Source organism: Arthrobacter sp. NPDC090010, from assembly GCF_044748305.1.
Lineage (GTDB): Bacteria > Actinomycetota > Actinomycetes > Actinomycetales > Micrococcaceae > Arthrobacter_E.
Map to the genome: position 1 here is coordinate 249,132 of NZ_JBIVFT010000004.1, position 25,827 is coordinate 274,958.

A 25,827-nucleotide genomic window follows, 5' to 3' on the forward strand; every position below is an offset into this window, starting at 1 on the left:
CTCAGGCCTCCTTCGTCTTGGGGAAGATGCGGTTGTAGGTGGACTCATCAGCCGCCTCGTCGACCCCGCCGGTGTATCCGTTAGGTTCGAGCGGGACGACCAGACCCTTCTCCAGGCCGTTGAGGACCTGCTCCATCCCGGGGTCAGCCGCGATGGTGTTCAGCCAGTGTTCACGGCGGGCCGGGGCGATGCGACCGTCCTGGACGGCGGCATCGACTGCGGCCTCGCGGCGGGTGGTCAGCTGCTCCTGGCGGGCCTCGCGGCCCTCCCGCGCTTGCGCCTGCAGTTCGCGGTAGCTGTCCTCATCCACGACGACTGTTCCCTCGGCGGGCGCCGTGACGGGCGTGGAGGTTTCGGTCTCCTCCTCGACCTCCTCCAGCGCTTCGTCGACGGCTTCGAGGATCTGGTCCTCGCTGAGCTCCGAGTCGGCCGGGATACCGAGCCGTTCGCGGAGCCCCTTCATGAAAGCGTCCGACGCCATGTCGGTTGCTCCTTCCTGTGGGGTGTGAGCTGTGACCGGCTCGGTCCCAGCGCTGACATCCTGGGCTGTCCCGCCGATGGCGAGGTCCAGGCCACCGCGGCGGTGAGCGCCCGGTGGGATGTAGGGGGCCGGGGCCGCGGCGCGGCCGGCGTGGGCGAAGACCTTCATGTCGAAGGAATTGCCCGATGTGGTGTCGCCGCCGCGCTGGGGCAGCTGGGCGACGCGGTCGGCGAGGCCTGCACTGACGGCCTCCTCGGCGCTGTACCAGGTCTCGGCGTGCATGGCCTCGCGCCAGGTGGTGGTTTCTCCTCCGGTGCGCTGGGCGTAGATCCCGGCGATGGTCTGGGAGAGCCGGTCGAGGTCATCGGCGATGGAGCGGAGGAATTCGGCGTCTCCGACGCCGCCGGACCATGCGTCGTGGATCATCAGCTCGGCGCCGTGACCCATGACGATCTCGTCGGCGGCCTGGATGATGTAGGACGCGGCCGAGGCGGCCAGGCCGTCGACAGTGGCAACGACCTTGGCCTTGTGGCGGGAGAGCGCGTTCATGATGGCCAGGCCGTCATAGACGTCCCCGCCCGGGGAGTTGACGTAGAGGTTGATGGTGGAGACGTCCAAATCGTTGAGGTCCTGGACGAACCAACTGGCCTCGACACCAAACCACCCACCGATGGCGTCGTAGATGTAGACGTCGGCGGAGTCGTTGGCTGGGGTGGATTCCATGCGGAACCACTTCTTCTGGCTGCCGTCGGTCTTAGCGTTGATGGCGTGACGGGTCCGGAACACCGGCTCCTCCTCTCTGGGGGTCCGGCTCCGCTGTCGGTGCCGGTGCCGGGGTTTCCCGGGCGGTGGTCGGGTCAGGGGCCGGGAGGCCGTAGGTCTGGCGCAGGTGCTTCTCCAGTTCGTCGTCGGCGCGGATGGCCCCGTACTGCAGGAGCGCCCGGATCGCCTCGGCCGTGGCCGGGTGGCGTGCGCCGATCTCATCGAAGACGATCTTCGGGGCCGGTTCGTCCGGACCGAAGTTCAGGTCGACCATGTCTTCCACGACGTGCTGTGTCGTGGTGTCCGCGATGGTCTTGCCAACGGTCTGCAGAGACATGGTGAAGAAGTCCGCGAAGGTGGAGCCGAGCGCCCAAGATCCGGTCTCAGTGCCGAGGTTCAGGAAGTGCGCGAGGACGGCGCGGGCGATCTGCTCGTCGTAGTAACGGATCGGTTCCGTCGCGTCCGGCAGTTGGCCCTTCACGCCAGCAAGCTCGAGCTTCGCACCGTTCGGGATCGCCGCTCCTGCCGCGTCTCCAGAACGGAAGCCCTTGGCCAGTTGCAGGCCGTGCTCTATTTCTTCCTTCTGGCGACGCTTCGCCTCATCGGCGTTCATCGTCGAGCCGTCAGGCAAGGGCGCGGCTTCATAGATTGGCACGCCCATGCCGTTGCGGTCGACGGTCTGGGCCTGCACGCGCAAGAGCCGGTCCTTCAACAGCCAGAACTTGTAGGCCGGGCGCAGGAGCGACTGGCCCAACCAGTTCCCGCCCTCCCGGTCCGCGACGTACGCGACGAGGCGATCCACGGGGATCCGTGGGGCATCCTTGCCGCTGATGCCGTCCTGTTCGATCGCGACGAGGCCCCCGTCCGCTGCTACCTCGATCCTGGAGATCGTCCGTGGTGGCCGCCATGCCAGCTTCCGGAGACGGGCCCGTCCCGTGTCGTCGATCTGATAGACCTGCTCGAAGAAGCTGTGTCCGAAGGTCAGCATCAGCAACGCCATGCGCAGATGCTCATCCCAGGAGAACCGACCCTTAGTCCGGCGCGTGTCCACGGCCTCCTGCCCCAGCAAGGGCAGGCCGAGGTCCTCGGCGACCATTTGGGCCACCTCGGGCTTACACCCGGCCGGGTCGATCCGCCACGTCGTTCGCCGGATCGGCAACGTCACAGCCCTGAGAACCGAAACGACCTGCGCGTCCTGGCGGCGCATCGCGTCGTACACCTCGATGTTCCGGGGCCATTGCAGCTCCGGTGTCTTCTCCAACTCATCATCCAGACCCCATGGCCCGACGTCAGCCTGGTAGCCCTTCTCGCCCACCGGGACGGCGTTACTCTCAGCCATTGCCCTCCCCTCGAGTCAGTTCAGAAGCCGACGCTCTGAATGTTCCCCACCGCGGCGAGCGCGCCGAGGCCAGGGGCGGTATCGGGTGCCAGCGCCTGCGGCGGTGGCGGAGGAGGCTGCGGTGGCGGTGGCTGGTGTCCCAGGAGCCACAGTGCCGCGGTGAAGGCGAGCAGGGACGCGATTTCCACTGGTGAAGCTTTCTGGTCGGGGAGCTTCGCACCGCCGCTGAAGACCTTCTCCACCGCGTTCGCAGCGGCCAAGTCCAACACCGGTTGCGGGTTGTGACGGACCGTGGCGTCCCGGACAGCGTCGAGGACCTCAGCCCACGCCGTCGTCAGGTCTGTGCCCATCCACTCCGTGACCGGGATATCGAACTCCCTGTCGGCGGTGAGGTCAGCAATCAGCGGTGAGACCGGGGCGCCCTTGGCCTGGCCCGTCACCGCGATGATGCGGTGCCGGCGCTTCGGGTCCATCAGCCAGTCCTTGACCCAAGCCGAGCCTCGGCGCATGGCCACGATCTCGATCTGGTGCGTCCCGTCGACGCGGTGTCCTCCGAAGGCGACGAACGTTTGCCTCCGGTCCAGTGACTGGTGCAGGCCTACGACCACAGGCCCAACGAGCCGGTCAGCCTCGGTCACGGCCTGCGTCCCGTCCTCGCGTTCCACGGGGACGTTCTTACCCTTCTCCCACGCCCCCGGAGGGAACGGGCCGGTCATGCCACCGTCAGACCACTGACAGAGCACCTCGATACGAAACACCCATTCCGGGTCGGTCCTGCACTCGGAGGCAATCTGCTGCTCAGTCAGAGCAGGGTTCCAACCCGCGCTCGGGTTGGACTGCTTCCAGCCCTCCCGGTCCCGCTTGTCCTTGTTCGGGGCCGCAGACCATTCGAAAATCGCCAAGGTCTCGGGATCCTGCTCGAAGTCATCGAAATCGTCCTCGTCGATCTCGTCGACGTCGACATCCTCGATGTCGGCGAGCTCCAGCGCAGTCGGGCCCGTCTCGCCCATGTCCTGGCAGATGCCGTCCGGGTCACCGAGTACTTCGTGCGCCATGCGCCGCAAATATCGGAGCACCACGGAGGTGGCGTCGCCAGCGTTGGACAGGCAGAAGATCAGCTTCTCCAACTGGGCCCGGGTGGTCTTTGTGATCGCACCCCAGGCGTCCCAGTTCTGCTGCTCGCGCAGCTCGTCGAGCATGATGAGGTTCCCGTGCAGTCCGCGGCCCGCTTTGCGGTTGGCTGCCTTGACCTTGTACTTGCTGCCGTTGGTCAGCTCAAGGAATTTCTTGCCGTTGGTATTGGACACCTTGCGAAGAAAGGTCTTGAGCTCTTCGTCGTCCTCGATGATCTCGACGGCACCCTGCCAGATGTCTTCCGCGGTCTCCAGGTCCTGGGCCGTGCCCAGCACGCTCTCCCAGCCCTTCATCATCATGAACCACAAGGCCAGAACCTGGGACAGCATGGACTTACCGTTCTGCCGGGCAACCAGCACCACGACGACCTGGAAGCGCAGCGCCCCGTCCTCGGTCAGCTCCAGCATGTGGATCAGAAGCCACCGCTGCCACGGGTAGAGGGTAACTTCCAGGATGTCCGTAGCGAAGTCGATCACCTGATACCCCAGCGTGTGCTGCTCCGTCGCAGCCGTCCGTGGCTCCAACGGCCTCAAAGGCGGCGTCCAGATCCTCGGCGTCTCGTACCCGAAGAACGGCTCCCGCTCCTTAGGCTTCCGCTTAGCCGGTGCGGCCATTGGCCCGCTCCTGCATGCTGATGACCTTTCCGGCCTTGCCACTGCCAGGCTTCGGTTCAGACGCCTCGGCCCGGGCCTTCGGCGAAGGGATCGAAGCCGGGGTGAGCTGGAGATCCGCGGCGGCCTTCAGATAGACCGGCACCGTCGTGCTCATAGCCTTCTGCAGCGCATCCATCGACTCGCGCTGCGCCTCATCGATCATCCATGCCAGAGTCTTCAGCACGGCCACCGCGCCGGCGTACTTCTTCAAATTCAGGTGCGGGGCCGCAACGATCGCCGCCGCCGTCGCGTCCGCCACATATCCGCTGCGGCGCCGCGGCTTCACCAGCGGCGCGAAGCGATCACCCCACTGACGCACGGCATCCGCGCACTGCCGCTCGATCAGCAGTGCCGGGTGCGGGACCACACGGCCGCGGCCGTCCTTGACGACCATGCCCTCACGATCCACCTGCGAGCGCGCGGCGCGCATCCGGGCAATCAGAGTGGCGAAGGTCTCCAGTGCTGCACGGTCTACCCGTCCGGCAAGGTCGTTTGCGGCGACGATCTCTCGCCACACGACGGCGACGTCGGCAGGAACCCGTTCCGGCGGCTCGACGCCTGAGACTTCGTTGTTCGACACGGCGCCACCTCCACTCTGTTACGTCCGAGCGCGGCCGTCAGGATCTCGCGCTGCCACTCCATGAGCTCGACGTCACCCTGGGCAGCGAACGCGTTCACGACGTCGTCCCAGTTCGCTTCCGGTTCCTCGTACTTGCGCGTCACAGCGAACCTCCGAGCGTGTCGGGCACACGGGCTGTGTGCTAGTAGTGGACGAACTCAATGTTCGATGAGGCGCGGCGGTTGCGGTCGAGGCTGTCCAGGAACGACCGTTCAGTCGATGACGGGACGAACGCGGTGTCGATCAGGAGGCCGCGAAGGCCGCGTGTGTTGGGGTTGGTGGAGTAGAACCTAACCTTGCCGCCTGAGCTGAACTCGATGTAGTGGTTCCCGTTTTGGCGGCTGATCCGCGTGGCGTGTTCAGTAGGTGTGGCGGCGATGATCTGGGCCGCCTCGGCCTGGGCTGCGCCGTGCGTCTCTCCGAACACCGCGACGGAGCGCCCGGCGAGGCCATGCGAGATTGCTTGGTCAATGTGTTGCTGTCTCACGCGATCACCTCCGGTGGGTCAAGGGTCTTGCATTCGATGTCATGCGCGGCCATGGTGCCGACCTTGATATCGGCGAGCGCAAGGAGACCGACGTGCACACGGTCCGCGATGACCGCGGGCCGGAGGCGGGCGACGATGTCTGAAAGGTGGCGGCGGGAGTGCTGCCAGTCGATCAGCACGGCGATGTCGGAGACGGTCATCGCCGGATAGTCGGCGAGAACGTCGGCAATCGCGGCTTCCGAGGCTTCCGCGACGGAAGCGCGGTAGTAGCGATCCCGGGCGTCCGGGTCGAGCGCGCGGCGAATGGCATTCCGAGAAATCCCGGTCTCACGGGTGGTCCCGCGAATCGTGCCCTCAGATGCGATGAGTCGGAGGGCCGGGCGGTCGTGCATGGTTCACCGCCCATCAGGCGGGTCCGTTTTCACCGCCATTTTCAACGAAACCGCACGTCAGCGCCCAATTTTCCCGGGGGGAGAGGACGGGGTGCCCGGAGACTGGCCAGTGAATGGGGTGCTGGATTTTTTCCGGCACCCCGCCCTCGGCGTCTCGTCCTCTCACCAGTCGTTCGACATGACTCCGAGGTCTTCCGGCGCGTTGACACCTGCCGATTGGTTGCACTCGAGATGAGCGGGCGCCCAGTTCGACGGCTCCCAACGAAGCGCCGGGAACCTTGCCTGGGACCTCAGATGCTGGACGCTGCACGAGTAAGGATGCGGATAGACAAGACCGTAATCGATCCGCTGGTCGCAGATGACGCACGGCAAGCGGCGCTTGACACCGTCTGCCTTGACCCTGGCCAACGCTTCAGCACGGCGGCGACCGGTCCACGCCGGGATGCTCAGACCGTTGTCATGGGTCACATCGCCCTCACCTCCCGGCGAACGGTGGGCACGAGAAAGCCCCAGACTCCATGAGTCCGGGGCTTCCCTGGGTGCAGAACACCACCATCAAGAGCTAACTTAACACGAGCGTCGGACCAGATTCAACAGCCTGCGCTCCGCCCGGCCGCGTCCGTGGCGGTAGGACGCCACAACGTCAGGCTGTGCCCATCGCTGAGGGCGAGTGCCCTGGGCTCTCCACTGGTCTTTGCTGGCCCGGTTGCTGACGTACTGCTTGCTCCATCCGGTCATCAACATCACCTCCTGGATAGTCATCCACTTCACGCCGCGTCACCGCCTCGAGATGACCTGCCCTTTGCATCCTTGGCTCGCGCCCGGGCCGCAGAGGCTCCGAGGATCTGAACCCGGTCAAGGAGGTGAAGCCACTCGGCCGCCGGCCAACGGTGGGACTTGTCCACGCTGCATCTAACGTCCGTCTCCTGACCGGCCTGAGAATGGATGGCCCTCAGTAACTTGCCCTCGCATCGGGTCAACCCATCCGGCCCATGGCGCTGCACGATGCACTGCCAGGCCATCTCCTCCAGGTGGACCGTCGCCTCCCGCGTGTACGGACGCGCCGCACGCCAAATCTCTGCCACGTCATCCCAGACACCCAGCACCAAGGACTCGTCCCGCCACGACACCACCCAGGACAACTGCCACGCCGAGATCCATTCCAGAAGCCCGGGGGTGGACTCGTCAACGATGCGCAGGCCCGACGTCCGGCGCTCCTTCTCCGGCTTCGCGAACTCTTCAGCCAGACGCCGTTCAACGATTTCCGCCGTGATAGGTCGTACCTTGTCCCGAGCCAAGGTCATCAGATCCACGACGTCGGCGTTCAGCGGCAGCGGGGCCGCGGTGCGCGTCGCACGAGAGCCCGCCTCCTGCGGCCCGGCCACCGGGTGGAGTGCCGCCTCGAACACGGGCCACATGTTCGCCAGGTCCCGGCACCGAGACCGCAGGGTGTCCGTGCACCATCCGCACAGCCACGTCCCCGGCTCGGCCATGAGCGGCTCGCTGTGCACGGGGTTCACGCACAGGCCGGTTGGATTGATCGTTCCCACTGGTCATTCCTCCTTGCACCGTGAACACGGCATAGCTTCGTTGTGGTCATCACAGAGAGCAGCCAAGTACTCCCCGTTGACGGCCTGCTGAGCAGGCCTGGTGTTCTTCCCCCTGGACCTTCTTCTCGGGCGCTTACGTCGGGCAGGAGGGGGCAAGAGCTGGGCTTCAGTCCCGTCCCTACCTGAGCTGTCCTGACCTATCCCGTCCCGTCCCGACCCGACGCGGCTTGCTCCGGGAGACCTCTGACCTAGCCGCGTCCTAGCTGGACCCGGCAGGTCCGAATCGGGTGCGCCCTGCGAATCAGTGCCAGGCGCCTGGTTCGGGGCCGGAGACTTCGCCGAGGCCTGGGGATCTGCGCTCTGGCGATCGACCACAGGGCCGGGAGTCTCAACGGCCCAAGCGGGAGGCCCGGACTGTTCCGAAGGCGATGTCTCGACCCGCGTGGATGGGGCCGCGGTGGCGGGCGGGCCGGAAGGTGCCGTTGCCTCGTCCACCTCCGCAGAGCTCTCAGCCTTGCGAGGAGACCTCTCGTAGGACGGCGTCACGGTCACGCCGTGCTTCGCCAGGAACTTGACCGTCTCCGGCCCGTACAACGGTTCGCCCGGCGCTTGGAGGGTACTCCAGGTCCGGTCGGGGTCGTTCTGTCGGCGGCCGTTGCACTCCTTGCAGCACACCACGTAGGTCGCGATGGTCGCCTCGTCACCGGGAACCGCGTGGTCATATGACCCTGCACGGCCCGAGGTCCGGTCGGTCCAAGACACCGTCTTCCCGCAGTATCGGCAGGCGTCTCCGTCACGTAGCCGGACCGGAACCGTCTTCTTCGGGTCCCGGGCGTCCCGCTTGCGCTGATTCGTCCACTCCCTCTCAGCCTTCAAGATCATGTGGAACAGATCGTTGTCCTCGACCAGCTTGAATACCTGACGGCGCTCACCGCCCTCACCGTCGATCGTTGTCTCGATCCAGTACCCGCAGCGCTGAGCTGCGGAGGAGAGAGCTACGAACCGGGAGTGGGAGCCGGCCATATGGCGGGCGGTGCCGAGGGTAACGATGTAGTCCTGCTCAAAGGCTGCCGACTGGGTGGCGCACCGAGCGACGTATCCGAACAACTCGTTCAGGATCCGGTCGTCAGCGTCTGGCAGCTCGTGAGCGGTCAGGACGATGGGATGGTTAGCGGCAGCGTCGCTCTGCTTGAGCCATGGCACTGTGTCGTCCTTCTTTCGCTAATCGCTACATTCGCATTCCTCGGTTGCCCGGACCGCACCGCCGCAACTCTCGCACGTCGTGATCCGGGGCCGTTCCGTCAGCAAATGGCTGACATCAGGGAACTCATCCCCCATCGCTCTCACCTCCGATCCCGGTTTCGGGAGCCCATCGGTAGGCACTGCTCGGAATGTCGAAGGCGCGGCGCCGGTTCGGCCAGCAGGTGCTTTTGTGGTGAAATTCGAGCGTGGATGAGAACTCAACTCGCGTACCTTCATGGTTCTGGTGGCTTTCAGGAATCGTTCTCGCCGTGGCCGTAGTTCTGGCTACGTTGCTGGACTTCAACGCGCGGGGCGCCCGGATTGATGAGATGGTAGGAGACCCTGTCCTCGGCTTCTCCAAGAAACAATGGGGCGGGCTACTCTCCGGAGTTCTTGGAGCAGTCGTTGGCGCTGTTGCCGCTGTCGGAGTCCTCGTCGCAACCCTCTCGTCACAACAGAAGCAATTCGAGCAGGCACGCAAAGAGCAGCGACTGCAATTCGAACGGGCCCAAGACGAGCAGCGACTGCAATTCGAACGGGCCCAGGAGGCTGCAGCCAAGCAGCGTCTCGACGATCGTGTCTTCGACGCGATCAGCGATCTCACCGTGGCCGTCGCATCAATCAAGGTTGGCGAGCTGATTGACGACGCCCGGATCCACGAACTGCAAACCACCTTCACACACTGCTCCCGTATCTTCCTGTCGGGTGCTGACCAGGTGAAGATCCTTGCTGCAATTGCGGCCGACATGATGGCAGTTACGACAGCCCTCTTCCGCGTGGGCATCAGCCCCCAACTCAACGACGCGGACCGGGACAATATCAACTTGCGACTCTCAATCATCGTGGCGCAGTTGGCAGGATGGGATGCTGCTGGACCGGAGCGTAAAGCAACGGCGCTCGAACGAATCTCCAATGCGTCAGGCTCGATATCCGACGTTCTATTCAGATATGGGTGGAAAGAAGGGATGGCCGTCAAAGCCGCAATCGACTTCGCGGACGAACAGTAGCTATGTGTGGCATCCGCAAACACCCTTCCCGAAAACGTGATCGCCGGCCCTGACTCAGGTCCATACGACTGGCAACTGAGAGACAAGCACGCGAAACCACGCATCATTCCCCGCCTTCCCAAAGGACGGTGAACGGGCCAATCCCACGGCGAGCCAGGCTGAACGCAGACTCCGCGAGCTGGATCGTGGCTGGCTCGGGCCTGTAGTGGCGACTCATCGGTTCACCGGCGCTTCCCACAGTCCCTGCTTCCCGACTTCCGGGAACGGGCAGGCGAACGCGCGCGGGTTCTTGAGTCGCCAGTGGTACTGGTCGTTCTCCGCCCACGGACTGCACAAGGAGCCGTCGGGCTTCCGGCACTCCTCTGCGTGATGCACGTCAACGACGTCGACCTCGCCGAGCACGAAGCCCCGCAAGAACCAATGGCCCTGTGTCCGCTCCGGGGCTCTCAGGAGCGCTTCCTTGATCGCGGGTGCCTCGAACGCGCTGGAGTCCTCGCCCTGGCCGGTATGAACCCATATCGTCCCGCGGTGACGGGTCGCCCACGTCCGGTTCTCTATGTCCTTCCCCGCGTGGATGATCGCCCATCCCCACGGGGCCTTCAACGTCAATGACTTCATGATCTTCTCCTTGGTCTGCTCGATGTCTTGCTGGCCCGGCAGCCCGGGAATCCTGGCTTCGGACCGCTCAGGCTGTGATCGAACGGATCTGTCCTTTGAATCCGACGACGGCCTTGACCGTGGTCGTTTTGTCGGCTCCCGCGTTCTTGGCTTGTTCGACGAAACGCTCCATGTCGGCGAGAGTCAGGCCCGACGAGTCGCGAGCGCGGAGGGTGACCGTGGCGATTGGTGCGATCGGTGGCGTGTTGTCGTTCATGCCGCTACCGCCCCGGCTGGGTCGTGGCAGGTGCACGCGCAGTCTCGGACGATGTCGTTGATCAGGTCCCTGGCGCGGAAGTCGCATTTGTGGTGGTTGCCGGCGCGGCAGTCCGGGGATACCGGGAGCGGCGCGATCCGGAGGATCCCGTCAGTGACCTCGGCAATGTATCGGCCCTCCGCGAACTGTCTGGGTCCGAACTGCGCATGCGGGATTTCCTGGATGCGGCGGTTTACGACGCAGTCGAGGAGGTTCGGGCGGCATGCGGCCGGGTGCTGGATTGTCCATCCGGCCTTGCTGAGCTCGAGGACATGCCCGGACTGGCGGAGCTCGTCCACGGTGTCAGCGGCTGCGAGCGCTGCGGTGGCGATTGGCGTGGCGAAGTCGTCGTGTTGTGTGAAGGTGATGCCTTCGTTGAGGGCGGCTCGGATCGCTTCTGCTGCGGCGCGGGCGCGGCGTTCCTGGTTGTTCATCGGACTACCTCCAGTGTTCGTTTCGTGGTCTTGCCGCTGTATGCCGTGAGGGCTTCCTTCAGCTGTTCGGGCTTGATGAGGACGTCGCGTGCCTTTCCTGGCTCCGCAGTGCTGGCAATGACGCCGTGGCCTTCCATGAGTTCGACTAAGCGCTGGGCCTTGGCGAAGCCAATGCGGAGTTTGCGCTGAAGCATCGTGGTCGAGGCGAACTGTGTAGTGACTACGAGCTCAATGGCCGCGGCGAGGATCTCGGCGTCGTCTGCTGAGGCGTCCTGGACCGGGACCATCGCGGCGGTCGGTGAGGTGCTGGCGCGGACGAAGCCGGGCAGGCGATTCACCGTGACGTCAATGCCCTTGGCCCGGGCCTCCGCGGCGGCGTCCTCCATCGCCTCGAAGAATGCCCGGGACTCGTCCCCGCTGGCCCCTGCGCTATCGCGCGGCTCGGGTCCGCCCTCGACGAAGTCACTGATCCGGTCCACCCACCCCTGATGGGCGGCTTGGATTTCGCGGGCCGGGTTCGTCGCGTCGTCGAGGTCCATGCGGATGCCAAACAGGATTCCCAGGAACGAGTCTCCACACGCGATCAGGAACCGGTTGGCCACGTTCGTGGGCGTGACTACAAGGGGCTTCGAGTAGGAAGCGGCGGCCGTGGTGAAGAGCTTCAGGTTCGGGCCACTGGCCACGACCTGCTCCGGGAGGGTCTGGTCGTCCAGTAGCGCCGAAGAAATCAACCGGCCCCACGGGAGCGGGAATGGCCCGTCCGTAGACGCAAGAGGTTCTTTCAACTCCTTACCCGGGAAGAGCCCGCCCACGTCCTGGACCTCGATGAACTCGTCGTTGACGGTGATCATCAGCTCGGACATGATGTCCTCCTGGTCCTTCTTCGACTTGCCGCGGAACAACGCAGCTATCTCCGACGCCAAGGTCGGGGGCATGTTGAACGAGTCGGCGCCGTTGAACTCTCCCGTCAAGCCCTCGATTCCCCATGCAGATACGGCGGCGAGGCCAGCGGTCACACGGTTCGTCGCGACAACGTAGAGGTTGCGATCGGTCAAGGTGAAGTGAATGACATCGACGCCGGGCGTGTCCTTGTCGGCATGCGGAATCACCGAGGTGAGCGCGGCACGAAAGTCGTCCGTGCCGACCATGAATTGCAGGTTCTTCGACATGGCCGTCACCACTCCCAGATGAATTCGATGGGGCTGCCGTACGGGTCCAGCCTCGAGGTCCTGATCTTGTCCACGACTTCCTGGGCCCTCCGGATCGCCTTCTCCATGTCGTGAAACCAGAGGGTCTCGTGGCCAACGTGGAAGCAAGTCGTTGGCGACGTCCAGATCACGACCTTCCACCAGCGTCTGTAGGGTTCCGGGTCGAGCGCGTGCGTCTCGTCCGGGATGGCAGAGCGCACGCCGGCGCGGGGGTACAAGCGCAGTGGGTGGAGGGTCTGACCACGCTGTTTCTCCGTCCGAGTGAACGGCCGCAGATGTCGCCGCATCAGCTCGATGGAGCGGACCTCGATTGTTGTGCTCTTCGTCGTGTGAATCACTTCGATCTCAGTCATTGGGTTCTCCATCGTTCAGGGCGCTTGAAGGGAGTCGGCGCCGATCATGAGCAAATCGCGGGCCATGGGCGGGGTGACGGCGTTGCCCGACTGCTTGACCTGGTCACGCTTAGACCCGGTCATCACGTAATCGCGCGGGAACGCCATGCCCCACATGACCTCGTGGGGCTCGAGCATCCGGAACGTGCAGTCCTCCACGGCCGGGACGTCCACGCTCATCAGGCCGTGATGGTTGCCGCCCGCCGTGACCGTGTCCATGACGTCCCGCACATGCTTCGGGGAGTTGGCCCCCCGCATCGTGACGAGGGCGTGGCGGTCCACCGTTGTAACCGTCGGCATCGCCTCGGCCGTCGGTCGGGCCTGACCCGCGCTGTAGTACGGCACCAGGAGCGACTGATGACCCGACGTCGTGAGAGTCCGCATCGGCTCATCAACCGGGGTCGTCAGATAGCCGCTGTCGCCCGAGACGTTGTTATTGCGCACCAGGAACGCAGGCGGCACCAGGAGCGACTGGACGTTCGCCGTCGTGAGCGTCGCATGCGGGTCCTCCGTGGTCCGCGCCTGGTTCGCCCAGTTGTTCGTCATGAGGATGCCCGTCTCATTGCGAGTCGTCTGCGTCCGCATCGGAGCGGCAGCGTCCTGGGCGTCCTTCCCGTCACGGCCCTCGACCGGGATCAAGAGCGCCTTCGAGACGCTGCTGTGAAGGGTCCGGAACTCCTCGGACACCGGCCAGATCCGGTAGTAGCCCCCTCCCCTGGCCGGGTTCGCCGAGTCATACGTGTTACCCGCAGCCTCCAGAACCATGGGATCGATCAGGCAATGCCCTGCGCCTTCGGTCGTGAGCGTCTGCACCACCTCGGACGGCAGGTAGTTCCGGGCCCGCCCGCTGCGCATGAGCGACAAGAAGGGCTCGCTACTGTACTTAGCAAGCCCGGCCTCGATACGGGCCATGGTCTTCGGCGCCAGTGGCTTCTCACGGTCCCCGATCCGCTGGCCCGGAAGGGACCAGTCGATCGCGGACGCCGCGGGCAACCAGCCCGGTTCCACGACGGCGTTCCGGCACTCCGTCCGCGGGCACCGCCACACGTACTGCGCCCGATACCGGCCCCACGGCTGCCCCGGCTTCTTCCACGCCTGCATCGCGTCGATCAGGCCATGGTCCGGGCAATACGCTTTCGGCCGGAGACGATCGAAGTCCGGGGCTCGGTTACCCTTCCGCCAGAACACCACATACATGCGGTCCCGGGACTGCGGTGCCGGGAGGCCGCCGAGCTGGGCGTGCATCGAGTTGTGGAACACGATCCGGTGGTCATAGCCGAGCTTGACCATGCACGACAGCCATTCATCGAAGAACAACCACTTCGCCGCGTCCACCACGTTCTCCGTGATGATCAGCGGGTACCGGTGTTGCTCCGCGTACCGGGGCACGTCCCACATCGTCGCCCGCGACCGGTCCGCCGCGATGTCCTCCGTACCGCCGAAAAGCATGCCCTGGTTCGTGACCCTCTTCCGGCCCTTCGCCATCGAGTGATTCGTGCACTCCGGCGACGCCCAGAGAATGTCCGTCGGCGCGATCCGGCGCGGATCATACTGGCTGATATCCGCCTGCACGTGGTCCGTGTCCGGGTGGTTCGTGTTGTGGGTCTCGATTGCCCGGCCCCAGTGGTTCATCGCCGTCGCCACCCGGATCCCCGGGACCGCGAGCGCTCCGGTGCTGGAGCCGCCGGCGCCGCAGAACATGTCAGTCATCGTGAGCATTAGATGCCGCCATTCACAGTAGTTAGGGCTTCGAAGTCGAAGGCATCCTGGGCGAGACGTTTAGCGGCAAGTTCGCAGTATCGCTCTTCCAGTTCGACGCCAATTGCCTTCCGGCCCAGGTTCTTGGCAGCTCTCAGAGTTGTTCCAGAGCCTGCGAATGGGTCCAATATCGTTTCACCAGGGTCGGAGAACATGGCGACCCAGTCCTCCAGTATTGAAAGGGGCTTCGCGGTCGGGTGTCCTTCTGGCGCGGCGATTTTGGTGACGTAGTTCCCGTGTTTGCCGCCGCCGTTCCATCGCGACCGCCCCTTTGCCCGGTGGAGGTAGGCAATGGCCTCCCAGCCCTGGGCCGGTCGGTCACCGGTGATTTGGGGCGTCGGGTTGGTCTTTACCCACACGCCCACGCGCTGAGATTTCAGTCCTGATGGTGGATTCTGGTCGAATTCAACTGCGTGCCGATAGTCCATGGTCGCGATCACCCATCGCTCAGCGACGCGGCCACATTCCGTGAGGATGTCTCTGAGGTCCTTCTCAGTGATTGCCGTGAAAGCTGTGATCCCGGATTTGATGATGTCTCGTCCGTCGACCTTGTGCGAGCGTGAGCGAGCCTTGTCGTGTGTGCGGTCAGTGTATGGAGGGTCGGTGAGCACCGACGACACCCGGTCGTCTGGCATCCCAGTCAAGATGTCTCGACAATCGCCGTGGTAAATCTCCACGTAGTTGTCTGAGTAATAGAGACTCATGACGCGAGTCCTTCCAAGTCGAATGCTTCTTGCTTGTGGGTGATGCAGGCCGGGGACATCCAGAGTCGTTCGCGTCTGCCCGCCAGTGGGTCCGTGTTGTACCCGGCCCCACCGTTGGCCTTGCCCTCAGTGACGGTCCACCCGTGCGTGAGGAGTTCGTCGTGTTCGTTCTCGTAGCCGCAGAGAATGACGCGTAGGTCCTCGGGGACTGTCGTGCACCACCGGCGCACGTTGGCGCTGATCTCGCCGCTGTCATCTGCGGACGACGCATAGAGATCTCCCGAGGTGGCGTAGGGAGGATCGAGGAACACTGCCCGGGCACCATCACCACCAGCCCCGGCACGGATTGCTGAGGGCTTGACGACCCGCTCCCACGAACCGCACGTGATCCGGACTCGGCAGATACGCTCTGCCAGGGTCGTCATGTAGGCCGCGAGCGCACGGTCGTGCTCGCCCTGTGCCGGGAATGCCCTGTTGACGCCCATCCCGGCGGTGCCGAGGTGCGGCAGCTCGCGGTTGATTCCCTTTCCGGCGGTGCCGATATCTGGAAGGGACCGCTCAATGCCCGTTCCGCGGCGGCCGTTGGCCTTGGGCAGCTTGGTCAGTCGCCCGTCGATCACGTGCCAGGGTCCGGCGCCCCAGGGGTCCCCGATGCCGCACGCGGCCACGTACAGCCACCACCCGGCCGCCTTCGCGTCGTACACCTCAGGATCGCCCTCAAGCCACGACACCAGGCCGTCTGTGCGGCGTTCCTGTAGCCATGCCAGCCGGGCGTGGTAATCGATCTCCATCACGGGGCCACCGGCGTGCCTGGCGACCTCTGCGGGAGACTGTTGAATCGCCCGCCACGTGTTCACCAGCCAGCCGTCCAGGTCGTTGAGCGTTTCCACCCGACGTCCCCGGAATGCTGGCCGTTCCAACAGTACGGCGGCGGAGCCCGCGAAAGGCTCGACATACCCGGCCGGATCACCCAAAGCGCGCCATACCGTCGCGGCTGCGCGGCGCTTACCACCGAAGTACGGGAACGGTGCCGCAAGGCCCTGGCCGCCGGTGGTGTCCGGCTCTGGACCTGCGTGGGAGGCTGGGTCGCTGTAGCCAGGCATGTTCGCAACCGCGGTCGTTCGGTTCGCCAACTCGAGGAGGACATCGGCGTGACACGGCGCATCGATCGGGCACCAGCACATCAGGTCCTTGCCACGCAGCGGCTCAGTCCACTCAAGGAGCAGGCCCGGGAAGTCCCGCGACAGGAAGACGCAGTACTTTCGGAACAGATCGACCGCGGCTTCCGCAGCAGCGCGAGGATCCGAATGGTCGCTGTACGTGACCGCGCCGCCGAAACGACTTGGGACCACCGGCGCGGTCACCTCTCGCGCTACAGCATCGGCCCATGCAGGGCCACGGACAGACCCATCGAAGTCTTGCCACGGGTTCCCCCACATGGTCTGACGTCCCACGAACACAGCACCCTCTGGAGCGCGCCAGCCCTTGACGCGGCGGCGCTGGATCCGCTCAGGCATCGGAACCTCCCGGTTCGAACGCAATGAGCTCTGACGTGCCGTGCTCGATGTGATCGGCCAGGGTCCTCAGGATCCCGGCAAGACTCGCTCGGTTCGTCGCGATATGGGGGAAAATCGACATGACCATGGCCTCGCCCGGTACCATCCGTGACTCCTTGTCGAAGGACACCGGCAACGCGATCACCGCGGCATGAGCGGCCATGTCGAACGACTGAACGAACTTCCCCAACGGGGGTGGTGTACGCGTACCCATCAGTAGGTCACCCACTTCTTTCTTCTCGGTTCGGCGCGTAACTGCCCGGTGTCCCAGGTGCGGCCGTACTTCCTCACAAATGCGTCGGTCTCACGGACCGCGGCAGCCAGGCCGGCCGGTCCCCCGTAACGCCCGGGCGTGACCTTCGACCACGACCCGCTACTGGTCTTCATGTCCTCGGCCAGACGGGCCTGATACAGGCCCCGGTACTCGTTCGCACGCGACCTCTGGCGGCGAACCTCCCGGCGTGCATCGACGACCTTCTTCGACGCCTCCACCCTGGTCTGCTGCACCAGGCTCGCGGCCTGGTCCAAACGCTGCTTCACTGCGTCCTTGGACTGACCGTGGCGGTACGCGCTCACGACCGCTCCCCCTCATCGGCCGTACACGCGGTCACGAGAGCATCGGATGCGGCGGCTAGTTCAGCTGCCGCTCGCAGGAACCCTGTCGCGATGCCCGGCTCACCACTGGCCAGGAAATGCCTGGCCAAATCCGCAATCCGGTTCGCCTCATCCAAGAGGGCAGTCATCGGATCCTTCGACGTGGGCGATGAGGCGACGGTCTCAGTCGTGGAGCCGTCCTCGATCACGCGGGCGACCTTGACCGCGTCCGCGCCGTCGGCCGGCTCCGGTTCCTGGGCAATGTGGAGACCCGAGAGCCGCAAGAGATGACCGAGGTCGACGTCAAGGATCCGGGAGAGCGTCACGCACTCAACCTCGCTCGGCACGTCCGCGGCGTTCTCCAGTTCCCAGAGCCGCTTCACCGAAATGCCACTCATCCTCATGGAGCTGGACATGGCCACGTCGTTGCTCAGCAGCTTCTTCTTGAGACGGGCGTCGTAGATCGTGCGTCCGAACGTCTTACTCATGGCCGATCCCCCGGGTTGGTGTCGATCGCAAGGGCGACGAAGACGAAGATGACGACAACGGCAGCCAAGAGATGTGCGCCGGTGAATCCCGCCACCGGGAAACTTGCCAACACCAGAACGGCCGCGAGCAGCATCGGCGTGTAGAGACGCCACCGCCTTCGGGAACGCGCATCAGCGCTACGAGGGAGACTCACGATTCCACCTCCAGAGCTTCCTGCTCCGCGGCATCGTCACGGGCCGGATTCAGGTGGTACTTCGCCCACGCCATCCCGTTCATGAAGATCGTCGACGTCGCCGTATCCACCTGGATACGCGCCGCCCGTGGCCCGTGATGCTTCGCGAACAAACGGATCTGCTCCGTCATCTGCTCCGCGTTCCGATACGACAACTGCACGAGCTCTTTCAACGGGCGGTGCCCGATCGGATTGACCGTCGCCGTACACACGACCAAGGGACCCTTGCGGCGGCTCATCGATTCCACCCCGCCCGCAACTGCCGCACGTTCTCCGCCTGCGCAGCAAGACCCGAACGCACCGCATGCTGAATAGCGACATCCGTGCCGTCGTCCAAGACGACATGCACCTCGCCGCCGACCGGCAACTCGCCGTCTAGGACCCGCGCAACAGACTCACTCACCGGGAAACCCTGGCCTGACCCTTCCCGAGTCACGTGCGGCCCGGCCGCGCATGCTAGATCGATCGAGTCAGCCAGCGCGTTCGCTGCCGAGGCAAGTACCTCGGCCACGTCCCTGATCTGCTGGGCAACTAGAACAGCGTTACCCATAGAATCGAAGGCCTTCACGGCCTGCACCGTCTCACTCAGGGCCCGGGAACGGCCGATCACGCCAGCGATCATCGCCTGACGGCGCGCCTTCACAGGACCGGCGGTGCCGCTCTGTACGTCAATCGCGCCCAGGAACAAGTTCTTCACGCTGTTCGGCTTAGACATTGCGCTCCCCGTTCAGACTCAGATGGCTTCCTGGTGTGAGCTGCTGTGTCAGGGCATCGAACACGCGGCGCCAAACCGTCCAGGATGCGGCTAGGGGCCGTGGACGGGTCATCGGTACACTGGACATTGAGTTCTCCTTTGATTGAATTCACCGGCCCCCGAACAGGTACGAACTGTTCGGGGGCTTCTTTCTGCGCTGGGGAGGCGCGGATTGGGGAACCGGCGGGCCACCTATGGGGGGCATGTGACCCGCCGGAGACAATGGAGCCGGGCTCAAACCCAGGCTGATACATCGGCGGCCGGGTCCGCCGTGTGCGTGCGCTGCTCAATGAACAACTCCAGGGCCGTAGCCCGAACCCTGATCTTCGATCGCGTCCCGGTACCGAGTTCCACGACAGGCAACTCCCCCGCCTTGATCGCCGAATAGACGTAGTTCTTCCCGACACCCAACTCGACAGCAGCTTCCTCAACGGTGAACAGACGAGTCGCGAGCACCTCAGTGATCGCCGTCATGCTTCAGCCCTCAGTGCCTTAGGATTTGGTCCATGTCGAACCCCGCAAGGCTCCTCGCCTCTCTCCTGGCAACGTGGACAATCCCCTCCGGGCAGAGCCCAGAATCCGCACGAGCAGATGGAAATCTCGATGGCCTCCCGTTCTGGGAAGCGCACATCCTCGCCATGAACTACATGACAGATATCAGGGAAGCTCTGCTTACGCTCAAGGAAAGCGGTCAGCCCATCGACTTCTATGAAGCAAGCATCCCCGCCTGGTATCGCGGCATCTTTGCAGTCGGGGTCCCATGGAATTCCCAAATCAACCACACCCGACCAGTCGTTGCTGAGCATGAATTCCGCATTCTGAACGCTCTCGCAGGGCACATCGACTCCCACAAGATCGTCCCGGTCCTGGAGGAAAGTTTCATCACTACCGCGATCGGCATTGCTACGGACCTCCGAAAGCTGGCCGAGAAGGAGCCCACCCTCAGCCCCGAAATCAGGGACTACCTGATAGCGATGATCGATGAAACCATCCAAACCCTGACTGGCAAGGACATCCACGGGAACATGGCTGTGCGCAGGAAGATCCTCGAGCTGCTTGGATGCACCAGCACGATCGAAAAGACCCTCCCTGCCGAAAGCCGGAAGAAGTGGTCGGAAAAGACCCAGAAGTTGATGGCCGGAATCCTCGGAGCAGTCGGGATGACGGCACTCAATGTCGCTGGAGACGTCGCAACCAATGTCCTCACCGGCGGCGGATCCTAAACGGAACGGCTCCTCAGCTCCGACACCGCCGACCTCATCGCAGAGGACAACACTTCCCGTGCATTCGAGTAAGCCCAATCCAGAACCAAGCCATTCGTCTCCCCGAGAGCCCGCGTGTCTGAAGCCGCTCCCAGCTCGCCCAGTAGGTTGCCCAACAACTCGACACATGCCCCAAGCTCTGGCGCCGACAAACGTTTGAAGTCCACCTACTCCGTATCCCTCCGATGCTGCCTCAGCGGTGAGCCGATGAAGAACCTCTGGCGCCCTGAGAACTGACATACCCGCGGCGTTCATGCTGCGTTCACCGCGCTGAAGGATGCAGGGAGAAGTCGGCTCGGCGCGATGCGCAGCACCTTGGCGATGTTGAAGACTTCGGTCGCTGTCCACGGGCTTTCGCCCCGAAGCTTCCGCCGCAGCGTGGACGGCGCGATTCCGGCCTTCTCCGCCACAACGGCCTCGGTCAGGCCGAAGTCCTCGATGTTGCTCTTGATGAGCCTCGCGGTTTCGGTGTTGATGTTCATGACCATGATCTAACCATATGGTTAGCATTCTTGCCAAGTGGTTAGCTTGAAATCAATATGGTTACTTTCTAACCGATGTCCTGTATGGTGTGCACATGCGAGAAGAAGAAGTCACCGCTCAAGTGGCCGCCGAGCTGCGGGTTGCTAAAGCCCGAATGAGCAAGCCGCCAGTGAATGCGCACATTGCCGCGATCGCCGGCGTCTCAGAGGTTGCCATTGGTCGATACCTCAAGGGCGAGCGCGCTATCCCCTTGCCGACCTTCGTCGCCATTTGCTTTGCTCTGGGCGTCGATCCCGGAGGCATTCTGGATTCAATCAGCAACCCCAACTATTCGGCGCTCCCGACCAAAGATCAGGTCCGCCTGGCCGCGAACGATCCTGAGTCTGACATTCCCTTTGACGCGGAACCCTACGAGGGCTAAAAACCGTCCATGCCACACGATCGGGGGATCACTTTGGCCACACCGCACCGCCTCACCGAAGCTGACCTCGTCGCTGAACAGATGGGTGTCCGTATCCGAATCGGCGACACTCCTGGCCTAGCCTGGGGAATCTGGGATCCGGACAGAAGGCTTATAACTCTCAGGCCCGGGATGGGCCCGTTGCAGCACGAGTGGACTGCCTATCACGAGCTTGGTCATGCCCACTATGAGCATATCGGCCGTAATCCGAAGCAGGAACTTGCGGCGGACCGGTGGGCCATTCGGAACATGCTGACAGTTGACGTGGTCGCCAGAGAAGCCGAACCCGGACTTACCGTCCAGCAGCTCGCAGCCCGCCTGAACGTGTTGCCTCGTGCCTTGCATGTGTTCCTGGACGATCTGACCGCCATCGAACGCGAGGTTCTGCGTGCCCTGGTCTTTGACCATGCTGCTTGATTGGATTTGAGATGGTTGAGAAGAGCCCTGACAAGCCGCGTGGACGCTATGGCGATGGGACTGTCTATCAGCAGGCCGATGGCCGGTGGCGCTCTGAGGTATTGACCGGTGAGATGAAGAACGGCCGGCCTGTCCGGAAGATCCTGTACGGGAAGACCAAGTCCGAAGCGAATGCGAAGCGGCGGGCAGCCGTTGCTGCTTTGGCCCGAGGCGAATTGGTGGGCGGCAAGATGCCGACATTGGAGGCTTGGCTGGAGACATGGTTGTCGATCACGCCAGAGTCTCGAATCAGGCCGCGAACCCGCGTCGGGTACAGGTCCCTGTTCCGGACATGGATTCATGGTCAGCCGATCGCGCGGAAGCGCCTCGACAAGGTCACTCCTACGGATCTCTCGCTGCTTTACAAGAGGTTGCGAGATGCAAAGCGGTCGGAGACCACTGTCCTGCAGCTGCACCGTGTTCTGTCTCGGGGGCTGAAGGTAGCTGTCCAGCACCGAATCATCGCGGTCAACCCGGCCAGCAGAATTGATGCTCCGACGCCGGCGGCGTTCTCGCCTACCGTGTTCACGCTGGCTGACGCACGTGGTCTCATCCAAGCCGCCTCCGAACTGCCGCCACAGGAGGGAGCTCGCTGGATGGTCGCTCTTGCACTCGGGCCCAGGCAAGGAGAGCGGCTAGGACTGGCTGAAGATGACTTTGACCCCGCGGCCGGCACGCTGCGAATTCAGCGAACGCTCTACCTCATGTCCTGGAAACACGGATGTGCCCCCGAAGGCTCGGATCCAGTCTGTGGCAAGAAGAACGGGTGGTGTCCGAAGCGGCACGGTGGCGGCATCCATACCGGCCCACCGAAGAGCGAAGCCGGCACACGGACTATCAAGGTTCCGGCGCCCGTAGCCACGGCGCTCAAGGACCTCTTGGCGTTCAACGCACAGGTTCGTTCAGAGGAAGGAAAAAACCACCAGCCGTGGACAGCGCCGAGCGGTGAGACGATTCGGCTTTTGTTCTGCCGACGCAACGGCAAGCCGATCCCCAGCTCAGAGGACTACGCAGCATGGCAGAAGTTCCTGGCTTCCGCAGGCGTCCCCCGCGCCCGAGTCCACGATGCCCGACATACCTCGGCCACAGTTCTCCTCGCCATGGGCGTAGACCCTCGGGTCGTGATGGACATCCTGGGATGGTCAAGCATCACCATGCTTCACCGCTACCAACACGTCCTGGACGAACTCAAAACTGACGCTGCAGAAAAAGTCACAGAGGCACTATTCCAGGCTTCTCCCCCGGGTTCTCCTGAACCGGAGGGCAATGTGATACCAGTCGACTTCAAACGCAGGCAGGCTCGCTGAACAGCGATCGGGCCCAGCAGGATGCATGCCATCTGCGATGCCATTCACAGTGCCATTGATATTGCCAATGTGAGGCAAAGTTAGACTATGGTGGGGTCATGTTGTATGAAGAGACCCACCAATGGCTTAGCTTTGCCTACAACCCAAGGGTGAACACGCTCTGGGCACGTCTCGGTGAAGCATTCTCCAAAAACCAACACCTCGCAGGGATCCCGCTTCCACCCCGCCTCGCTGCCGAGCTTGCCTCGGTTGTACTCACAAAGGGAGCCCTGGCAACCGCCGCCATCGAGGGCAATACCCTTTCCCTTGAGGAGGCCAACCACATCCTCCACGAAGGCAAAGAGCTTCCGCCTTCGCAGGAGTACCTCGAAACCGAGATCAAGAACGTCATGGGCGCGCTCCGGGCCGTAGACGAATCAGGTCGGAGCGGCCAGTCATTTTTGTTGTCTCCCGAATGGCTCAAAGAACAGAACGCGAAGATCCTCGACGGTCTCGAAGTGGACGACCATGTTGTTCCCGGCGAGTACACGACCAAGACGCTCCTGGTCGGGAGTGTCTACCGAGGCGCGCCGCCTGCCGAGGTTCCTTACTTGGTGGAGCGTATGTGCTCCTGGCTCAACGAGTCGTTCATCAAGCCATCCCAGGACCCTGATACTCCAGCGGACATGCGCTTTTACAATGCCGTCTTCGCGGCGGTTCTCGCGCACCTCTATCTCGTGTGGATCCACCCGTTCGGCGATGGCAACGGACGTACTGCGCGACTCGCCGAAGTCGCCGTGCTGGCTCATTCTGGCGTCGTTCCCTGGCTAGCATCAAATCTTCTGTCCGACCACTACAACAGGACACGGTCCGCCTACTACCGACGACTCGATGCCGCATCCAAGAAGAACGACATCGACGGCTTCCTCAAGTACGCAATCGACGGCTACGTCGACATGCTCCGCGAACAAATCGAGGCAGTGAAGGGCCACCAAATGCGGGCCGCCTGGATCAACTACGTACACGAGGTGCTCCACGACGAACCCTCAGGCACGGCGCGTGATCGTCGCCGAGAGCTCGTCCTTGCCATGCCCACAAGCGATCCCGTCTCCCGGAAAGAGATCCGCAGACTTACTCCGATCCTGACTGAGCTCTACGCTGGCCACGAGGACCGCATCATCGCCCGAGACCTCAACGCCCTGGACAAGCTTGGATTAGTCGAACGGCTAGGCGGCGGCTACATCGCCCGTGCCCACATAATGAATGCCTTCCTTCCACTTCACGGATAGGCGACCTTCACCCTGTTCGGAACCTACGTCCTTCAATATTTCCCACCAAATATCCCACCAAACGTAGGTCTGACGCTGTTGAAAAACAGGAATCGGCCCCGGAATCCGCGTGATTCCGGGGCCGATCCATGTGCCCCAACAGGGACTCGAACCCTGACTGCGCGGATTTTAAGTCCGCTGCCTCTGCCAATTGGGCTATTGGGGCGCTCATCCATCCTATCCGCGCGGCGGCGGTCATGCCGTCGTCGGACATTGCGTGCTCACTTGTGGCGGCTTCCGGGCCCCTGGACCCGCGACAACTGAGCACACAAGCCGGGCACGGAGCCGCGCGGCAGCGAAAACGACGACGGCGCCGCTCACCGAGGTGAGCGGCGCCGTCGTCGTCGGCAGTCAGCAGCGAACGGGCGCGCCTCTTACTTGGAGGCCGTCTCGGCCGGCTTCGGGGCCGGACGGGCGGCAGCCTCGAAGGCGCCGCGCGGGTTGTCCAGGTCCACGAGCTGGGTGGCGTCGCGACCTGCGAACAGGCTCAGGAACCAGCCACCGACCACGCGGAACTTGCGCTCGAACGTCGGCATCGCCATGCCGTGGTAACCACGGTGAGCGAGCCAGGCCGGCCAGCCCTTGAGGCCGATGCGGCCCAGCAGGTTGATGTTCGCGACACCCTTCCAGGAGCCGAAACCAGCCACGGCGCCGAGGTTCTTGTGCTTGTAGTCGTGCATCGGCTTGTCCCAGCGGGAAGCCCACAGGTTCTTCGCGAGCACCTTGGCCTGACGCAGCGCGTGCTGCGCGTTCGGCACGCAGGTGCCGTCCGGCAGGCCCTTGCCCGTGAGGTCCGGAACGGCGGCTACGTCGCCGGCGGCCCAGGCGTTGTCGATGATGCCCTCGTCACCGGCGATGCGGAGATCCGGCAGCACGCGGACGCGGCCACGCGGTTCCAGCGGGAAGTCCGTGGAACGGACCATCGGGTTGGCCTGCACACCGGCGGCCCAGATGAGGGTGTCCGCGGCGAACTCGCCGGCCGGGGACTTGTCCGCCATGTTGATGAGCTTGAGCTTGTCCTCGGCGTCGGCCAGGGAGGTGTTGAGCAGCACCTCGATGCCGCGGCTGCGCAGGTGCTCGACGACCCACTCGGCCTGCTCGGCGGTGACCTCCGGCATGATGCGGCCCATGGCCTCGACCAGCACGAAGCGGATCTCGCTCTGGTCGACGCGGGGGTTCTCACGGACGGCCTGGCGGGCCATGTCCTCGAGTTCGGTGATCGCCTCGATGCCGGCGAAGCCGCCACCGACGACCACGAACGTCAGAGCGGCCTTGCGCTTCTCCGGATCGGTCATGGTGGAGGCCAGCTCGATCTTGTTGAGGACCTGGTTGCGCAGCGCAACGGCCTCTTCGATGGTCTTCAGGCCGATGCCCTTGTCCGCCAGACCCGGGATCGGGAAGGTGCGGGTGATGGCGCCGGCGGCCAGCACGACGTCGAAGTACGGGATCTCGAACGGCTCGCCACCGTCCGCGGGAGCCACGACGGCCTTGCGGTTGGCGTGATCGATCGCGGTGACGCGGCCCTGGATGAGCTCGGTCTGCTTGAGGTGCTGACGGTGCGAAACCACCGCGTGACGTGCCTCGATGTTGCCGCCTGCCACCTCGGGCAGGAAGGGCTGGTACGTCATGTAGGGAAGCGGATCGACGATGGTGACGATGCCACCGGCGTTGGCGATCTTCTTCTGGAGCTTGAGGGCTACGTACAGTCCGACGTAGCCGCCACCGACGACGAGAACGCGTGGGCGGTCCTGCAATTGGGGAGCAAGGGGCTGCTGAGTGGTTGCCATGCATCCAGGATAGCGCAGTTTGTGAAAATCTTCACATGGCAAAACCGTGCTCGGAACCCTTCCTG

General features: G+C 63.9%; 32 protein-coding genes and 1 tRNA gene. 6 read left to right on the plus strand and 27 right to left on the minus strand.

The genetic code is table 11. From position 1 onward, the window contains the following. Position 1: 1 nt before the first annotated feature. The 9 genes from ACIPXZ_RS08785 to ACIPXZ_RS08825 form a co-directional block, all read right to left on the minus strand. A complete protein-coding gene (locus tag ACIPXZ_RS08785; protein WP_400592538.1) occupies positions 2–1,267 on the minus strand; it encodes a head maturation protease, ClpP-related in 1,266 nt (421 codons plus the stop codon). Continuing rightward, the gene (locus tag ACIPXZ_RS08790; protein ID WP_400592541.1) at positions 1,236–2,582 is read right to left on the minus strand and encodes a DUF935 family protein; all 1,347 of its coding nucleotides are present in this window, start codon (positions 2,580–2,582) and stop codon (positions 1,236–1,238) included. The genes ACIPXZ_RS08785 and ACIPXZ_RS08790 overlap by 32 nt, the downstream gene beginning before the upstream one ends. A 20-nt stretch (positions 2,583–2,602) precedes the next feature. Further along, on the minus strand, positions 2,603–4,330 hold the full coding sequence (locus tag ACIPXZ_RS08795) for a hypothetical protein (RefSeq protein ID WP_400592544.1): 1,728 nt from the start codon (positions 4,328–4,330) through the stop codon (positions 2,603–2,605). Then, positions 4,314–4,949, minus strand: a complete 636-nt coding sequence (locus ACIPXZ_RS08800) for a P27 family phage terminase small subunit (RefSeq protein ID WP_400592547.1) — start codon at positions 4,947–4,949, stop codon at positions 4,314–4,316. Before ACIPXZ_RS08800 ends, ACIPXZ_RS08795 begins: the two co-directional genes overlap by 17 nt. Before the next feature lie 181 nt (positions 4,950–5,130). Further along, the gene (locus ACIPXZ_RS08805; RefSeq protein WP_400592551.1) at positions 5,131–5,475 is read right to left on the minus strand and encodes a hypothetical protein; all 345 of its coding nucleotides are present in this window, start codon (positions 5,473–5,475) and stop codon (positions 5,131–5,133) included. Continuing rightward, positions 5,472–5,867 (minus strand): hypothetical protein, encoded by a 396-nt coding sequence (locus ACIPXZ_RS08810; protein ID WP_400592553.1) that lies wholly within the window; start codon positions 5,865–5,867, stop codon positions 5,472–5,474. Before ACIPXZ_RS08810 ends, ACIPXZ_RS08805 begins: the two co-directional genes overlap by 4 nt. A gap of 162 nt (positions 5,868–6,029) precedes the next feature. Beyond that, positions 6,030–6,335 carry a hypothetical protein gene (locus ACIPXZ_RS08815; RefSeq protein ID WP_400592555.1) on the minus strand — a complete coding sequence of 102 codons (306 nt, stop codon included), beginning with the start codon at positions 6,333–6,335 and terminating at the stop codon, positions 6,030–6,032. A gap of 299 nt (positions 6,336–6,634) precedes the next feature. Continuing rightward, entirely contained in the window at positions 6,635–7,417 is a 783-nt protein-coding gene (locus ACIPXZ_RS08820; RefSeq protein WP_400592558.1) for a hypothetical protein, read from the minus strand. Positions 7,418–7,420: 3 nt separating this feature from the next. After that, positions 7,421–8,620, minus strand: coding sequence for a hypothetical protein (locus ACIPXZ_RS08825; protein WP_400592561.1), 1,200 nt, complete (start codon positions 8,618–8,620; stop codon positions 7,421–7,423). A 245-nt stretch (positions 8,621–8,865) separates the two neighbouring features. On the opposite strand from ACIPXZ_RS08825, the gene ACIPXZ_RS08830 reads away from it, so the two are divergent. After that, positions 8,866–9,666, plus strand: coding sequence for a hypothetical protein (locus ACIPXZ_RS08830; protein WP_400592563.1), 801 nt, complete (start codon positions 8,866–8,868; stop codon positions 9,664–9,666). Between the two features lie 213 nt (positions 9,667–9,879). Here ACIPXZ_RS08830 and ACIPXZ_RS08835 read toward each other — a convergent pair whose 3' ends face one another. From ACIPXZ_RS08835 to ACIPXZ_RS08905, 15 genes are all read right to left on the minus strand, one after another. Continuing rightward, positions 9,880–10,284: a hypothetical protein gene (locus ACIPXZ_RS08835; RefSeq protein ID WP_400592565.1), complete on the minus strand. Its 405-nt coding sequence runs from the start codon at positions 10,282–10,284 to the stop codon at positions 9,880–9,882. Positions 10,285–10,351: 67 nt separating this feature from the next. After that, on the minus strand, positions 10,352–10,540 hold the full coding sequence (locus tag ACIPXZ_RS08840; protein ID WP_400592568.1) for a hypothetical protein: 189 nt from the start codon (positions 10,538–10,540) through the stop codon (positions 10,352–10,354). Continuing rightward, positions 10,537–11,013: a hypothetical protein gene (locus tag ACIPXZ_RS08845; RefSeq protein ID WP_400592570.1), complete on the minus strand. Its 477-nt coding sequence runs from the start codon at positions 11,011–11,013 to the stop codon at positions 10,537–10,539. Before ACIPXZ_RS08845 ends, ACIPXZ_RS08840 begins: the two co-directional genes overlap by 4 nt. Further along, positions 11,010–12,194: a DNA translocase FtsK gene (locus ACIPXZ_RS08850; protein ID WP_400592573.1), complete on the minus strand. Its 1,185-nt coding sequence runs from the start codon at positions 12,192–12,194 to the stop codon at positions 11,010–11,012. Before ACIPXZ_RS08850 ends, ACIPXZ_RS08845 begins: the two co-directional genes overlap by 4 nt. Further along, the gene (locus ACIPXZ_RS08855) at positions 12,188–12,574 is read right to left on the minus strand and encodes a hypothetical protein (RefSeq protein ID WP_400592576.1); all 387 of its coding nucleotides are present in this window, start codon (positions 12,572–12,574) and stop codon (positions 12,188–12,190) included. Before ACIPXZ_RS08855 ends, ACIPXZ_RS08850 begins: the two co-directional genes overlap by 7 nt. 15 nt (positions 12,575–12,589) lie before the next feature. After that, positions 12,590–14,323 carry a DNA cytosine methyltransferase gene (locus tag ACIPXZ_RS08860; RefSeq protein WP_400592578.1) on the minus strand — a complete coding sequence of 578 codons (1,734 nt, stop codon included), beginning with the start codon at positions 14,321–14,323 and terminating at the stop codon, positions 12,590–12,592. Between the two features lie 8 nt (positions 14,324–14,331). After that, the gene (locus ACIPXZ_RS08865; protein ID WP_400592580.1) at positions 14,332–15,075 is read right to left on the minus strand and encodes a DNA-methyltransferase; all 744 of its coding nucleotides are present in this window, start codon (positions 15,073–15,075) and stop codon (positions 14,332–14,334) included. Then, on the minus strand, positions 15,072–16,592 hold the full coding sequence (locus tag ACIPXZ_RS08870; RefSeq protein WP_400592583.1) for a DUF4326 domain-containing protein: 1,521 nt from the start codon (positions 16,590–16,592) through the stop codon (positions 15,072–15,074). Before ACIPXZ_RS08870 ends, ACIPXZ_RS08865 begins: the two co-directional genes overlap by 4 nt. Next, positions 16,585–16,794: a hypothetical protein gene (locus tag ACIPXZ_RS08875; protein WP_400592586.1), complete on the minus strand. Its 210-nt coding sequence runs from the start codon at positions 16,792–16,794 to the stop codon at positions 16,585–16,587. The genes ACIPXZ_RS08870 and ACIPXZ_RS08875 overlap by 8 nt, the downstream gene beginning before the upstream one ends. Positions 16,795–16,844: 50 nt before the next feature. Next, complete coding sequence (locus tag ACIPXZ_RS08880) at positions 16,845–17,207, minus strand: hypothetical protein (protein ID WP_400592589.1); 363 nt, start codon at positions 17,205–17,207, stop codon at positions 16,845–16,847. Beyond that, positions 17,204–17,713, minus strand: a complete 510-nt coding sequence (locus ACIPXZ_RS08885; protein WP_400592592.1) for a hypothetical protein — start codon at positions 17,711–17,713, stop codon at positions 17,204–17,206. Before ACIPXZ_RS08885 ends, ACIPXZ_RS08880 begins: the two co-directional genes overlap by 4 nt. Next, the gene (locus tag ACIPXZ_RS08890; RefSeq protein ID WP_400592594.1) at positions 17,710–17,907 is read right to left on the minus strand and encodes a hypothetical protein; all 198 of its coding nucleotides are present in this window, start codon (positions 17,905–17,907) and stop codon (positions 17,710–17,712) included. Before ACIPXZ_RS08890 ends, ACIPXZ_RS08885 begins: the two co-directional genes overlap by 4 nt. Then, positions 17,904–18,185 (minus strand): hypothetical protein, encoded by a 282-nt coding sequence (locus tag ACIPXZ_RS08895; protein WP_400592597.1) that lies wholly within the window; start codon positions 18,183–18,185, stop codon positions 17,904–17,906. The genes ACIPXZ_RS08890 and ACIPXZ_RS08895 overlap by 4 nt, the downstream gene beginning before the upstream one ends. Then, entirely contained in the window at positions 18,182–18,661 is a 480-nt protein-coding gene (locus ACIPXZ_RS08900) for a hypothetical protein (protein ID WP_400592600.1), read from the minus strand. The genes ACIPXZ_RS08895 and ACIPXZ_RS08900 overlap by 4 nt, the downstream gene beginning before the upstream one ends. A gap of 273 nt (positions 18,662–18,934) precedes the next feature. Then, positions 18,935–19,174: a helix-turn-helix domain-containing protein gene (locus ACIPXZ_RS08905; RefSeq protein ID WP_400592602.1), complete on the minus strand. Its 240-nt coding sequence runs from the start codon at positions 19,172–19,174 to the stop codon at positions 18,935–18,937. A 32-nt stretch (positions 19,175–19,206) separates the two neighbouring features. Between ACIPXZ_RS08905 and ACIPXZ_RS08910 the strand changes: the two genes are divergently transcribed. Then, positions 19,207–19,923, plus strand: coding sequence for a hypothetical protein (locus tag ACIPXZ_RS08910; protein ID WP_400592605.1), 717 nt, complete (start codon positions 19,207–19,209; stop codon positions 19,921–19,923). A gap of 290 nt (positions 19,924–20,213) precedes the next feature. Here ACIPXZ_RS08910 and ACIPXZ_RS08915 read toward each other — a convergent pair whose 3' ends face one another. Beyond that, the gene (locus tag ACIPXZ_RS08915; protein WP_400592607.1) at positions 20,214–20,450 is read right to left on the minus strand and encodes a helix-turn-helix domain-containing protein; all 237 of its coding nucleotides are present in this window, start codon (positions 20,448–20,450) and stop codon (positions 20,214–20,216) included. 89 nt (positions 20,451–20,539) lie between these two features. Here ACIPXZ_RS08915 and ACIPXZ_RS08920 point away from each other — a divergent pair, with 89 nt between their 5' ends. From ACIPXZ_RS08920 to ACIPXZ_RS08935, 4 genes are all read left to right on the plus strand, one after another. Then, positions 20,540–20,866 carry a helix-turn-helix domain-containing protein gene (locus ACIPXZ_RS08920; RefSeq protein WP_400592610.1) on the plus strand — a complete coding sequence of 109 codons (327 nt, stop codon included), beginning with the start codon at positions 20,540–20,542 and terminating at the stop codon, positions 20,864–20,866. Between the two features lie 81 nt (positions 20,867–20,947). Then, positions 20,948–21,322, plus strand: a complete 375-nt coding sequence (locus ACIPXZ_RS08925) for an ImmA/IrrE family metallo-endopeptidase (RefSeq protein WP_400592737.1) — start codon at positions 20,948–20,950, stop codon at positions 21,320–21,322. Positions 21,323–21,333: 11 nt separating this feature from the next. Continuing rightward, the gene (locus ACIPXZ_RS08930; RefSeq protein WP_400592613.1) at positions 21,334–22,668 is read left to right on the plus strand and encodes a tyrosine-type recombinase/integrase; all 1,335 of its coding nucleotides are present in this window, start codon (positions 21,334–21,336) and stop codon (positions 22,666–22,668) included. Positions 22,669–22,766: 98 nt separating this feature from the next. Then, positions 22,767–23,936, plus strand: a complete 1,170-nt coding sequence (locus tag ACIPXZ_RS08935; RefSeq protein ID WP_400592616.1) for a Fic family protein — start codon at positions 22,767–22,769, stop codon at positions 23,934–23,936. 131 nt (positions 23,937–24,067) lie between these two features. On the opposite strand, the gene ACIPXZ_RS08940 is transcribed toward ACIPXZ_RS08935, so the two are convergent. Together ACIPXZ_RS08940 and ACIPXZ_RS08945 are read right to left on the minus strand one after the other, a co-directional pair. Continuing rightward, positions 24,068–24,141, minus strand: a tRNA-Leu gene (locus ACIPXZ_RS08940). Between the two features lie 208 nt (positions 24,142–24,349). Then, entirely contained in the window at positions 24,350–25,762 is a 1,413-nt protein-coding gene (locus ACIPXZ_RS08945; protein ID WP_400592619.1) for an NAD(P)/FAD-dependent oxidoreductase, read from the minus strand. Between the last annotated feature and the right edge of the window lie 65 nt (positions 25,763–25,827).